A 13734-nucleotide genomic window follows, 5' to 3' on the forward strand; every position below is an offset into this window, starting at 1 on the left:
AATCATTCAATATTCTACAAAGGTAGTAGCTTATTCCAAATCAACCCTACTGAACTTACCTGGCATGCCCTTTTCTGACTTATCTACCTTACAACCAATTTGTTACTATCTTGAAAAAATTACTGTCACTTCTGGTTCTGTGCCTCGGCACTCCTCGTCAGGGCTTAACTCAAACCTCCAACGAGTTCGATCAAAACCGTATCGCCCTCACTAGAAAGGGTTTGTACGTATTAGGTGGCTGGGCCGTGGGTAATCTGGCCTACAGTGGGTCGAAACTAGCCCGAAGCTCTGGCGAGGCGAAAGCTTTCCACCAAATGAATATGGGCTGGGGAGCCGTCAATCTTTTACTAGCGGGTATCGGTACCTTAACCAGCTCCCCTCGACCTCGCACGCCTTACGAAGTCTTGCAGCAACAGGAAAAATTCGAAAAAATATTTCTGGTCAATACCGCTCTCGATGTAGCTTACGTAGCGGGGGGAGCCTACCTCAATGAAAAAGGAAAGAACCAGGAAAATGCTAGAAATCAGGGTTTTGGCAAATCCGTTATGCTACAGGGGGCTTTTTTATTTGTTTTTGATGGCCTAATGTATCTCGTTCATCGACAACATTTTCAAAAGCATGAACACCTCTGGAAAACGTTGGGCCCGGCTGATAAAGGGATTGGAGTGAACATGAGCTTCTGAAATCCCTACTTTTGCCCCAATCTATTAAATATGTATGCTGGAATATAGCTGGCTTTTGGATTGGGGCGGAACCATTTCCTTCGCCGTTTCCGGAGCCTTTGCGGCCATGCAACGCCGTTTGGATCCTTTTGGAGTGTTAATCATTGCCTTCGTCACTGCCGTAGGCGGCGGAACCGTTCGGGATGTGTTATTAGGGAATACGCCCGTGTCCTGGATGCGAACGACTACCACTCCCCTCTTAATTCTCGGTGCCGCTGTGGTATCCATGTTTCTTCGTCGCGGAACGGAACGTTTACAGAAACCTCTTTTGCTTTTTGACTCCCTGGGTTTGGGCTTCTTTACCATTGTAGGTATTGAACAAGCAAGCCGTTATGGATTACCTCCAGGCATCTGTATTGCTTTGGGCGTGATTACGGGCTGTTTTGGTGGCGTCATTCGGGATATTCTTTTGAATGATATTCCCATCGTTTTCCAAAAGGAAATCTACGCGACGGCCAGTATCATCGGTGGCGGATTGTATTACCTGATGCTGGAACTTCCCATGGCAGCTCCCTGGGCGAAAGCGGTAGCCATTGGATTCATTTTTGTTTTTCGGTTACTCGTAGTAAGATACCAATGGGCCTTGCCCCGGTTTTATGAGTAATCTTTAATTACCTAAAAACTTTTCCCATAACTTCTTGAAAATTCTGGGATGTATTAAAAGCTGTCTAAAATTTATAATCGAAGACTTTAATACCATCAGGGCTTTGGCAATCTTCTGCGATTGTGAATCGGAATGCGTTTCTTCGCTTTGCTTTGGAGGAAAGACTCTGAAGATAAAGTAATGATGCATGCTTCAGGCATGAAATAAATTATCATTACCAACCTTATCTCCCCGGATTTTATCCGAGGCTACTCATATTGAACCCTCCGGGGTTATTTTTCGTAAACCTATTTAACAATTTTAACAACAACCCCAGCGGGGTTAAACACGAATAGCCCCAGGCTGGATAGCCCCAGATGTAATCAGAGGACGCAACATTCACGCCAGTTACATTCCCCAGGCCAAGTAAAATTCTGATATGTATTAAAACCGTAACGTAAACACCGTCTTTACACCCGGTTCAGATTCTACTCTTAGGATGCCCCGATGCTGAAGCATAATCTGTCGGGAAAGGCTTAGGCCAATACCTGAACCACCCTGCTTTGTTGAGAAAAACGGAACGAAAATCTTATCCATGGCTTCGGGAATAATACCTTTTCCATTATCAACCACATGAATGGAAACCCGCTGGCTTTTGTCCAACTCGCCAATCAATTCCAGCCGGGCATCGGGCACACCTTCCATTGCCTGAATGGCATTTTTGACGAGATTGATCAATACAAATTCAATTAACTGAGGATCAGCGGTTACTTCGAGCGTTTCTGGTTCCACCCTGACGCTTAGCTCAATTCCTTTTTCGGCTACTTCACCCCGGTATAAGCTGACGAGATTCTGGAGAACCGTACTGATGGAGACCATCTTAAAGTCAGGTTTCGGTAGTCTTGAAAAGCGTCGATACGCGTCGATTAACTGCATTAAGCTCTGGCTTCGTCGCTCCATAACGGCTAGCGAATCCATCAAATCGCCGTACGTTTCTTCGGTTAATCGCTGGTCATTTTCCCACTCCGCTTCGAGCAATCCCTTCAATGAACCAGAGAGCGAATGAATCGGCGTGATGGAATTCACGATTTCATGCGTCAATACCCGCGTCAGGTTTCGCCAGGAATCAAATTCCTGATTTTGTAACTCCGACTGTATGTCTTTCAGCGAAACCAGTTTCAGCTTCTGGTCTTTACGGATGAACTCCGTTACCGCATAGGCCACGGTGCGTTCCTCGCCAGTTAAGTCAATTCTTAACAAACCCGTATCGCCGGAAGAAGCCGTTTCCAAGGCCTCCACCAACGCCGGAATGTCTGCTTTCAAATCCTGAATGTTTCGAATAACCACCTGGTTTACTAACCGTTTGGTCGCGGTATTCACCGTCTCAACGTGCCCGTCTTTTCCAAAAACAATCAGTCCGACACTCAGGTGCTGCACGATGGTTTCGAGGTAACGAACGAGTTCTTCTTTTTCCGTCCGGTTTTTCCGGTAGGAATCGATCACCTCCTTCACCAGAAAATCATACTCCGGCGAGCCGCCCAAGTAACGGGTAGTATAGGAACGGGTAAAGTCAGCATAACGAATGGCTTCGAATAAATCCATAACCCGGCGATTGGCCTTTTTTACGTAGGAAACCAGATCAAAGCTCAGATAGCACAGGACAAGGATTAAAACGCCTTTGGTAACAATCAGGCGGGAGTTAAACCAGAGGTAGGCCAGTAATAAACTGACCAGCACTAAAATGAGAATACGTATGTAAATCTGAGCCGAAAAATTCCTCATGCCATTTGCTAAAGCGTCGCTTATTTAAAGGGGACAATACCGACCCATGTATTTTTTAATAATAGAAACTCGATCCTGCAAATACCTGGAACTAAAGAAAGTATTCGACCAGTCGTCAAAATTTTCGCACTGAAAACCTAGGTAAAACAACCAGAATCCAAAGCCTAAATACGGCATTAACTCCAACTCCTGATCTGAGATAGCTTTTACTTTTCGATAGGATTCAATAAAAAGAGTAAAGTGCCGATCTCCTTCTTCATAACTAATGCGATTGAGCGTAGTATGAAAGAAATAATGCATCATAAAAGTCATTAGATCATTCATCAAAAGCCCTTTTCCCGCGAAATCGTAATCAAAAACGGTGATTGTATTACGCTCGTCGAAATGAAAATTTTTAGGTAGATAGTCGTAGTGACAATAGCCATAACTAAACGACTGAAGGTCATAACTATTGATCTTTTGTTTTACCCGTTTCGCCGTCTCTTCCAGATATTGATACTCTTCCTGAAAATCCATTAAAAAGGGTTTAATTACTTCCAGAGGCCTGTCAATCGTGGCTTCAATAGTATATTCCTGACGAGGGTAATGCAATTGAGTCTGGCTAGTAATCTTATGATTAAAAGCCATTTCGCGTCCGAGCACCTCCAGTTGTTCATCTGTGAAGTCATAGACGTTCTTTCCCAAGGCATACCTGAATACGACGCCATTACGGATTCCTTCCGCTGCCTGAAAGGATTGAACGGCATTACCTTCCAAGTCGATCAGGGCTTCCGCCACTTTTCCACCTCCTGATTTTAAAATAGCTAATAATTCTACCTCCCCTTTTATTTCATCTAGGCTTCGATGGGACTCCCGGTAGATTTTTAAAATTGCTTTTCCTTCCGCATGTTCAATAACGTACGTATCGCTCACACCTCTTAGCAAAAAGCGGCATGAGACCTTCAAAAACCCGTATTTTTCTCCGATATACGTTCCTAGGTGTTTAGAAGATAAGGTAGAATACTGGGTTGGAAAAAGAGTTAACATAAGAAAAGGGTAAGAAGGAAATTAACAGTTTTACAACCCGTATTTTTCAAGTCTTCGGTATAAAGAAGCACGGGTTAATCCTAACTCCGTCGCGGCCTTGGAAATATTACCACTATGCTTGTTCAATACTTTTCGAATGATGGCTTTTTCCAGTTCATCCAGATTAAATTGATCGAGCGATAAGGTTTCTGCCGAAGCTTGCTTTTCGGGCGTTTTCTGAGCCGTTGAAATGAATAAATCTTCGGGTTGCAGCATATCCTTTTCGCACATAATCACGGCCCGTTCGATGGCGTGCTGTAACTCCCGCACATTTCCCGGCCAACCGTATTTTGTCATCCGTTGAATAGCCGGTGGACTTACGTCCCGAATGCGTTTGCGGTACTTTTGCGTGTAGACCCGCAGGTAATGATGAGCCAGTAACTCAATGTCTTCGGGCCGCTCCCGCAGAGCCGGAATCCGTATTTCAATGGTGTTAATGCGGTATAATAAATCCTGCCGAAACTCACCTTTGGTGATCATTTCGGCCAAAGGCATGTTGGTCGCACAAATCAATCGCATATCAATAGATTTAGGCCGATTGGACCCCACCCGTGTGACCTGACGGCTTTGCAGAACGGTCAGTAACTTGGCCTGCATTGGCAGAGAAAGATTCCCGATTTCATCCAGAAAAATGGTTCCTCCATCGGCGGCTTCAAAGCGTCCGGCCCGGTCTTCGCGGGCATCGGTAAAGGCTCCTTTGACGTGGCCAAATAACTCACTTTCAAAAAGATTCTCGCTAATTGCTCCTAAATCAACGCTAATAAATGCCTGACGAGCTCGGTTCGAATTCTGATGCAATGATCTAGCTATCAATTCCTTACCCGTTCCATTTTCACCCAAAATCAAGACATTGGCATCAGTAGCGGCTACTTTCTGAATGGTGCCGAAAACCTCGTGCATGGCCGGACTGACGCCCACCATTTCGCCGAAACGAGCGTGCTGGTCTCTTGAAATAATGGCATTTTGAGACTTGAGCTTTTCAATTTCCAGTTTGGATTTCCGAAGGGACAGGGCCGAAAATAGCGTTGCGAGTAACTTCTCATTACTCCAGGGTTTCAGGATAAAATCAGTCGCCCCGGATTTCACGGCCCGTACGGCCATTTCCACGTCGCCATAAGCGGTAATTAGTAAGACAATAGCTGCCGGGTCGATTTTCAGAATTTTATCCAGCCAGAAAAATCCTTCCGTCCCCGAAGTCACGTCCTGGGTGAAATTCATGTCCAGCATAATCACGTCATATCCTTCCTGACGTAATAAAGTCGGTAGATTTTCGGGATTTTTCTCAGTATCAACGCGGGTAAAATGTTGCTTTAACAACAACCGAGCCGCTTTTAGCAGGTCTTCATTATCATCAACGACCAGAATACGGGCAGAGGTTAATGGCATTGGGTTGTATTTTCTAAAATTTCAGGTCCTGAAAAATGATTTCAGAGTTACCTAGTACTGATCAAAACTGTACCATTCACAGATAACACCAGAAAGCTACTAAAAAGTGTTCGATTCCGTACAGTAGCTGTACGCCAGCGAACACTATTTTATTAAAAAATGCCCTTTTTGAGCTCCTGAGGGCCTTTTTCAAACTTTGGCACAGCTTTGGAAAGTTAAGGCATCAGGGTTTAGTTTCGATTACCGTCGGACGGCCTCATTAACGCCGTTCGACGGCCTTTTAACAACTGAGATTATGGAAACGCTTTGTAAAACTGATCGTACTGCTCTGGTAGAAGCTTGTCGCCGCGGTGACCGCTCTGCCCAGTACGAACTGTATCGGCTGTATTCCAAATCAATGTATAACGTTTGTTACCGAATCCTGAATCACACCGCCGAAGCCGAAGATGTGTTACAGGACGCTTTCGTCAAGTTCTTTCAGCGAATTAATGATTTTCGTCAGGAAAGTACCGTCGGAGCGTATCTAAAACAAATCGTTGTGAACGAAGCTCTCAATCGGCTTCGCCAGCGGCGGGTACAGTTGGTAGAGGTGGAAGAAGGCATAGAAGCAGCCTTTGTACAGGCCACAGAACCCGACGATTGGGAAGTTTCGGAAGTTAGAACGGCCCTGATGAAGTTACCCGATGGCTTCCGTACCGTATTAACCCTGCATTTGCTGGAGGATTACAGCCATGAAGAAATTGCCGAATTATTAAATATCTCTCCCTCTACTTCCCGCTCCCAGTTCATGCGGGCGAAGTTGAAGCTGAAGGAATTACTCATGAATTAGTTGATGGTTGTTCGTCACTAGCGGCTAGTTTAAGTCTACCACGAACTATCTTCCATCAACCGACAACCATTAACTAACAACTTAAAACCATATTTTCCCCGTGGATAAGAAAATTGAAAAAAAATTCTGGAACTCGAAGCGTGTGTTTTTCATCATTGGTGGCTTGCTCCTGGTCTCACTCACACTATGGGCGGTGGTCTTTCGGGACAAACGCAGTCAGCTTCGGGTAGAGTCCGAAAAACAGACCATTTCAACGGTTTCGCAGGGGGCTTTTAACGAGTTCATCCCCGTAAACGGAACGGTTATTCCGATTCAAAGTGTGCAGTTAGATGCGGTAGAGGGAGGGTCCATTGAGAAGATTTTCAAGCAGTCGGGTGATATGGTAAAAGCGGGTGACGTCATTCTTCAACTTTCCAATACGGAATTAAAACTGAATGTATTAACGCGTGAAACGGCTCTGTACGATCAGTTAAATAACGCCCGGACTTCGCGTCTGCAACTGCAACAAAACACCCTAGCCTTACAAAATACGCTGGCTGAAATTGATTATCAGGTAAAAATTAAGGAGCAGCAATTGAATCGTAACGATCGGGCATCCAAGTATTTGTCTGAAAAAGAACAACAGGATGTACGGGAAGACGTATCCTATCAGAAACGCCGCCGGAACGTTACCCAGCGTTCGTACATGCAGGATTCGCTTATTCGTATTCAACAAAATGCTCAGCTAACGCAATCTGAAAAACGGATTTGGGAAAGCATTCAGAATGTCGGTCAAATGCTGGATAACCTATTGGTACGTGCTCCCATTTCAGGACAACTCTCAACCGCTACCGACTTACAGATTGGTCAGTTAATCAGCAAAGGAACCAAGATTGGACAGGTCGATATTCTGGATAAATTTAAGGTTCGCGTGCCCATTGACGAATTATACCTGCCTCGCATTGTGAAAGGGCTGGAAGGTTACGCAGATCTAGACGGTAAAGAGTATAAACTGATCGTCGATAAGGTTTTCCCGACGGTAACCAACGGTCGTTTTGAAGTGGATATGTTGTTTGCTCAAACGGCTCCAACGGATATTCGTCGCGGTCAGACCCTCCGCATTCGTCTGGAACTGGGTAAACCTGAGCAGGCAGTTCTGCTGCCTACGGGTGGTTTCTATCAGCAAACGGGCGGTAACTGGGTATTCGTAGTTGAAGCCAATGGCGAGCGGGCGGTGAAACGTCAGATTCAGTTAGGCCGTAAAAACCCAACGTATTACGAAGTATTGGATGGCCTGAAACCCGGTGAAAAAGTAATTACGTCCAGTTATGAAACCTTCGGTGATAACGAAGTGCTCAACCTGAAGGAAAATAAGCAACCCCAGTAAATATTAACCACAGAGTTACGCTGAGTTTTGCACAGAGTAACCCATGAGTAAAGGACTGCGAATACCAAATCTTTTGCCACAAAGGCTCAAAGACACTAGGTTTCACCACGCTTTAATCCTTTTGAACCCTCGTGCGTTTGTGGACAGAAAATCAAGTACTCGTATTTAAAAGCTTAATCTGATAAAAAGTACCCTGAGAACTCTGTGCCGAAACCCTGAGTAACTCTGTGGTTAAAACAACCTGAAGCTCCAAACCATGATTCAAATCAAAAACCTCCGCAAAGTTTACCGTACTGAAGAAATTGAAACAACGGCTCTGGATCACGTCAATGTAGAAATTGCTGACGGCGAATTTGTTGCCATCATGGGACCTTCGGGTTGCGGCAAATCAACTTTACTGAACGTATTAGGAATGCTCGATAACCCTTCCACGGGCGAGTATAACTTCTGGGGTGAAGAAATCTCGAAATATTCGGAACGTCAGCGGGCTAAACTTCGCAAGGGAAACATCGGATTCGTATTCCAGAGCTTTAACCTGATTGACGAACTGACGGTGTATGAGAACGTAGAGTTACCCCTGCTTTACCTCGGCAAGTCAGCTTCCGAACGCAAGGAACTCGTGGAAACGGTATTAACCCGCATGAACATCATGCACCGGAAAGACCACTTCCCGCAACAACTTTCGGGTGGTCAGCAGCAACGGGTAGCCATTGCCCGGGCGGTTGTTGCCAAGCCGAAGCTAATCCTCGCCGATGAGCCGACGGGTAACCTTGATTCGACTAACGGGGAAGAGGTAATGAAACTTTTACAGCAGCTCAACGAAGAAGGGACGACGATCATCATGGTAACCCACTCCCCTTACGACGCCAACTACAGCCACCGGATCATTAACCTCTTCGATGGCCACGTCGTTACGGAAAACGTAAATACGAAATTTCACATCTAGTTTTCAGTTTACGGTTTTCTGTTTTCAGTTCTCTTATAGTCATCATTTGAGTTGCTTTGAATAAACTGACAACAGAAAACCGACAACGGTAAACAGAAATAAACTCAAGACTACCCATGTTCACCAACTATCTTAAAATTGCTTTTCGTAATTTGATACGGAATGGTGTGTTTTCGCTCATTAATATTGTTGGGCTAGCCTTGGGCGTCTCCTGTAGTTTGCTGATTGGGCTCTGGGTGCAGGATGAGCTGGCAATGGATAGTTTCCACGAAAAAAGCCCGGTGTTGTATCGGGTCATGCAGCGACAGACTTTTAACGGAGAAACCAATGCCGGATCTCATACACCCGGGATGCTCAGTTATGAGTTGAAAAAGAAATTTCCAGAGGTTGTACACGCTTCTGGTTTTACCTGGGAAGATCAGTTGAATTTTACCGTTGGTGAGAAATTCAATAAACAGAAGGTTCGCTGGGCCGGTGAAGACTGGTTCAAAATGCTTTCCATACCGTTACTGGCAGGGACCAAAGCTACCGCACTAAAAACACCAGAAAGCGTAGCTATTTCCCGAAAACTGGCGGATAATTACTTTGGCAGCCCCGAAAAAGCCCTCGGAAAAACGGTGGAGGTAGCTGGCAGTACCACTCCGTATAAAGTTACCGCCGTATTCGAAAATCTTCCTCCTCAGGCTTCTGAGAAATATGATTTCCTGTTAACATGGGAGGACTTCCGTAAACGGAATTCATGGATTGAAAACTGGGGCAACAACGGCCCACGGCTCATTTTTGAAGTTCGTCCGGATGCGAATCTGGCTAACGTGGAAAAACGCCTTAAAAAATTTCTGAATAATTACCGGAAAGAAGAATACCCCAACGATCTTTTCATGCAGAAACTAAGCGAGTCATATCTGTATAATGACTGGCGGGGTGGATTTCAGAATGGCGGTCGTATCGAATACGTCCGGCTGTTTAGTATTGTTGCCATTTTTATATTACTGATTGCCTGTATCAACTTCATGAATTTAAGTACGGCCCGTTCGGAGCGTCGGAGTCGCGAAGTGGGCGTTCGGAAAGTGATGGGAGCCGTTCGTGAATCACTCATTGGGCAGTTTCTTTCAGAATCCTTATTGATTTCTTTTCTAGCCGTATTACTGGCCATTGGGGTGATTGAACTGGTGTTACCTAGTTTCAACGAACTTACCGAAAAACAACTGGATTTACAGTATACCCGTGCGTCTACGTATGTGCTTCTGCTCGGCATTACGCTACTGACTGGTGTCATTGCGGGAAGTTACCCGGCGTTTTATCTGTCTGGATTTAATCCTGCCCGCGTATTGAAAGGCCGACTGAAATTTTCCAGAGGCAGCAAACTGTTCCGTCAGGGATTGGTCGTCTTTCAGTTTACCCTTTCCATTTTATTGATCATCGGAACGATCATTATTTATCGGCAGGTGCATTTCATCCAGAACAAAAACCTGGGATACAATCGCGAAAACCTGATTTACGTCCCCCTGGAAGGCGAGTTATCAACCAAATTTCCCGTGGCTCAGCAGCAGTTGTTACGCAAGCCGGGCATCCTGGCCGTGAGTTCCATTAATCAGGCACTAGGCGAATTTGGGAGCAATACCACGGGCGTATCCTGGCCCGGTAAAGACCCTGAAAGTCGTCCACTTTTTGAGGCATCGGCTATTGGATACGACGGACTGAAAACACTGGGCATTAAACTACTAGCCGGACGGGAATTTTCTCCTAAATACGCCACCGATTCGGGGGCCGTATTAGTAAATCGGGCCGCTGCCCAACTGATGGGATACAAAGATCCAGTGGGTAAACCCATCACTTTTTGGGATCGTCCCGGCACTATTGTTGGGCTAGTCGATGATTTCCATTTTCATTCCCTTCATGAACAAATCAGACCGCTGATTTTGCGATTGAACGTCGGTTGGTCTCCCACCTACTACGGCCAGATGATGGTGCGTACGCAGCCGGGCCAGACCCAACAGGCCCTTGCCAGTTTGGAATCCGTATGCAAAGAGGTAAATCCCCGATTCCCTTTCACGTACAATTTCGCCGATGTGGAATACGGAAAACTCTACCGTACGGAACAAGTCGCAGGTGCACTGGCCCGCATCTTCGCCGGACTGGGCATTTTCATTTCCTGTTTAGGACTCTTAGGGCTGGCGGCCTTTACAGCTGAACAACGTACGAAAGAAATTGGCATACGAAAAGTACTGGGAGCCAGTATAATCAGCGTCATTACGCTTTTATCTAAAGATTTTGTGAAGCTAGTCGGTATTGCCTTTGTACTAGCCTCACCAATTGCGTGGTGGGCCTTGAATGGTTATCTCGAAAAATTCTACTACCACGTTTCGCTCAGTTGGTGGGTGTTTGTTGGAGCGGGCTTGCTGGCTCTTATCGTTGCTGTATTTACGGTGAGTTCACAGGCATTCCGGGCAGCAACCGCCAATCCTGTGAAAAGTCTGAAAAGTGAGTAACGGGTAGTTGATGGTTGGTCCTTGTTTTGAAGGGTATTTTCAGAAAATACTTCAAAATCGACGCTGATTAAACGTATTCTCCTCAATAACCGTCAACGAACAACCCATAACCAACAAAGCCTAAGACCCTAACAGTCATGTTACAGAACTATCTGAAAATTGCCTGGCGAAGTCTGTGGAAGAACAGACTGTTTTCCACAGTGAATTTAACCGGTCTGGCATTGGGGTTAACGGCCTCACTTCTCATTCTGGAGTACGTTAGTTTTGAGCGGAGTTTTAATACCTTCCACCCTAAGCTGACTCGTCTGTACCGAGTCCTGATGCAGCCGCAGTCGGGCTCAACGCAGTCTTCTTCAGCTCCCGGGGTAATACTCCGGGCTAATTTCCCGGAACTAGAATCCTACTGCCGGATTGCCGAAGGCCTGGGAAATGGCATGGTCAGGGTTGCGGAAAAAACCATTCGGGAAGATAAGACTATTTATGCCGACGCTTCACTGTTTCATCTCTTTCAGTTTCCGGTTCAATCAGGGTCTGTTTCTGAGCTGAACAAGCCCAGAACCGTCGGCCTTTCCCTACGTGAAGCCGAAAAATTATTTGGTAATGCAGCGGCGGTAGGTCAACCAATTACGGTTGATAATCAGTTTGGAAAAACGGAATACACCGTAGCTTTGGTTTATGAGAATATGCCGGAAAATTCTGATATCCAGGCAGATATTATCTTTTCAATGGCTACGCTGGCGAATCCTTCGGTCATTAAAGACAATAGCTGGGTAGACCCCGCTGGCGTTGGAGCTCAGTTTGTAACCACCTATGTGTTACTCACCCCTCAGGCCGAAGCATTAAGGGCAGAACAGAAATTCAATCAGTTACTCAAGACGTTGCCTACCGGAAGCACGGATCAAATCCGGTTACAAGCCGTTCAATTTCAACACCTGGGAGCTTCGCTAACCGATTCGTTCATCACCTTCGGAAATTTGGGCTTTGTGTACCTGATGAGTGGCATTGCCTCGCTCATCTTACTCATTGCCTGGTTCAATTACGTCAACCTAAGTACGGCTCTGGTTTCCAAAAGATCCAAAGAAGTGGGGGTAAGAAAAGTAATCGGAGCCCATCGCTTTCAAATCATTGGTCAATTTCTGGGCGAATCTATCATACTGAATATCATCGCTTTACTAGTTGCTTTTGTAGTAGTCGATGTACTTCAGTCTCCTTTCAACGCACTGATCCAGAAGAACCTTTCCCTGTCCGTTTTATTCGACTCTCATTACTGGTTCTACGCTTTCATTTTCTTTCTGGCCGGCATCGGTGTCTCTGGTTTTTATACGGCTTTTGCCCTGAGTGGTATTAATCCACTGCTTAGCTTAAAAGGCGGCTTGCTCAAGTCCGGCAAAAGCTGGTTACGCCAGTCACTGGTTCTTTTTCAGTTTAGTATCTCCATCACCCTTATTGCGGCGACTTTTATTGTCTACCAGCAATTGCATTACATGCAACGGAAGAATCTGGGAGTTACCCTGCAACAACGGCTGGTCATGCAGGGACCAGAAGTGGGTCGCGACAGCACGTTCCTGACCCGTACGGCTGGCTTCAGAAATGCCCTGAGTCAGCTTCCCTTTGTAACGGCCTTTAGTTCCTCTGGCAATGTACCGGGAAGTGGTTTTAATTTTTCCACGGAAAACGTCCTGCGAACGGATCAGTCTTCACCCGACCAGAAAACGAGCTTTGCCGTCTTAATCTGTGATGATCAGTTCTTCAAGACTTACGGAATCTCCCTGGCCAGTGGCCGTAGTTTCACAAAAAGCGAAACCGAAAAACCCTGGAGCGACGTTCATGCCTTTATGGTCAACGAAGCGACAGCGGCCAAGTTAGGCTATTCTCCCTCATCCATTCTCGGCAAAACGGTTTTATTCAACGGACAGGCTGTTGAAGTGGTTGGCGTTGTAAAAAACTATCACCACCTGGGTCTGAAAGAGGCTATTCAGCCCATTGTTTACTGGCCCCAACAGAACACCACGTATCTGACCGCCGAAATTTCAACGGATTACGTTCATGAGCATATTCAGCAGTTAAAAGCTGCTTACGAACGTTACTTTCCGGGCAACCTCTTTAGTTTTTACTTCGCCGACGAGCATTACAACCGACAGTACCAGACCGAGCAGCAATACAGTTCACTCTTTACACTGGCTTCGGGCTTGTCCATTTTCATTGCCTGCCTGGGTCTGTTGGGGCTGGCTGCCTTCAGTGCCGAACAGCGAACCAAGGAAATCGGTATTCGTAAAGTATTGGGAGCCAGTGTCCTTCAAATTTCAACGCTTCTCACCAGAGACTATATCAAACTGGTGGCGATAGCTCTGCTTATCTCGATTCCGATGGTCTGGGTAACGATGGATCGCTGGCTGGAACAATTTGCCTATCACGTTTCCGTACAATGGTGGGTATTTGCGGAAGCGGGGTTGTTAACCTTGCTGATTGCTCTGGGGACGGTGAGTTACCAGTCCATTCGGGCTGCTTTGACCAATCCGGTCAGGAGTTTAAAGAGTGAGTAAAGGGTGAGTGTTAGTTCTTAGTT

At 45.9% G+C, this 13734-nt stretch carries 10 protein-coding genes; 7 read left to right on the forward strand and 3 right to left on the reverse strand.

Annotated features, from left to right (window positions below; translation table 11 throughout):
• The first annotated feature begins 110 nt into the window (after positions 1–110).
• Positions 111–683, forward strand: coding sequence for a DUF6992 family protein (locus tag QE357_RS15175; RefSeq protein WP_309709074.1), 573 nt, complete (start codon positions 111–113; stop codon positions 681–683).
• Positions 684–717: 34 nt separating this feature from the next.
• Complete coding sequence (locus tag QE357_RS15180; RefSeq protein ID WP_309709077.1) at positions 718–1326, forward strand: trimeric intracellular cation channel family protein; 609 nt, start codon at positions 718–720, stop codon at positions 1324–1326.
• A 423-nt stretch (positions 1327–1749) separates the two neighbouring features.
• On the opposite strand, the gene QE357_RS15185 is transcribed toward QE357_RS15180, so the two are convergent.
• From QE357_RS15185 to QE357_RS15195, 3 genes are read right to left on the reverse strand one after another with little or no spacing between them, the layout of a single operon-like run.
• The gene (locus QE357_RS15185) at positions 1750–3087 is read right to left on the reverse strand and encodes a PAS domain-containing sensor histidine kinase (protein WP_106637562.1); all 1338 of its coding nucleotides are present in this window, start codon (positions 3085–3087) and stop codon (positions 1750–1752) included.
• 24 nt (positions 3088–3111) lie between these two features.
• Complete coding sequence (locus tag QE357_RS15190) at positions 3112–4113, reverse strand: phosphotransferase (RefSeq protein ID WP_309709080.1); 1002 nt, start codon at positions 4111–4113, stop codon at positions 3112–3114.
• 30 nt (positions 4114–4143) lie between these two features.
• Positions 4144–5538, reverse strand: coding sequence for a sigma-54 dependent transcriptional regulator (locus QE357_RS15195; protein WP_309709083.1), 1395 nt, complete (start codon positions 5536–5538; stop codon positions 4144–4146).
• 295 nt (positions 5539–5833) lie between these two features.
• Here QE357_RS15195 and QE357_RS15200 point away from each other — a divergent pair, with 295 nt between their 5' ends.
• The 5 genes from QE357_RS15200 to QE357_RS15220 all read left to right on the forward strand — a co-directional run bounded on the left by QE357_RS15200 (position 5834) and on the right by QE357_RS15220 (position 13711).
• Complete coding sequence (locus QE357_RS15200) at positions 5834–6367, forward strand: RNA polymerase sigma factor (protein WP_106637603.1); 534 nt, start codon at positions 5834–5836, stop codon at positions 6365–6367.
• Between the two features lie 100 nt (positions 6368–6467).
• Complete coding sequence (locus QE357_RS15205) at positions 6468–7733, forward strand: HlyD family efflux transporter periplasmic adaptor subunit (RefSeq protein ID WP_309709087.1); 1266 nt, start codon at positions 6468–6470, stop codon at positions 7731–7733.
• Positions 7734–7989: 256 nt separating this feature from the next.
• A complete protein-coding gene (locus QE357_RS15210) occupies positions 7990–8679 on the forward strand; it encodes an ABC transporter ATP-binding protein (RefSeq protein WP_094813994.1) in 690 nt (229 codons plus the stop codon).
• Between the two features lie 116 nt (positions 8680–8795).
• A complete protein-coding gene (locus tag QE357_RS15215; RefSeq protein ID WP_309709100.1) occupies positions 8796–11168 on the forward strand; it encodes an ABC transporter permease in 2373 nt (790 codons plus the stop codon).
• Positions 11169–11305: 137 nt separating this feature from the next.
• Complete coding sequence (locus QE357_RS15220) at positions 11306–13711, forward strand: ABC transporter permease (protein ID WP_309709103.1); 2406 nt, start codon at positions 11306–11308, stop codon at positions 13709–13711.
• Positions 13712–13734: the final 23 nt, after the last annotated feature.

Origin of the sequence: Siphonobacter sp. SORGH_AS_0500 (assembly GCF_031453245.1) — a bacterium.
In the GTDB taxonomy this organism is placed as follows: Bacteria; Bacteroidota; Bacteroidia; order Cytophagales; family Spirosomataceae; genus Siphonobacter.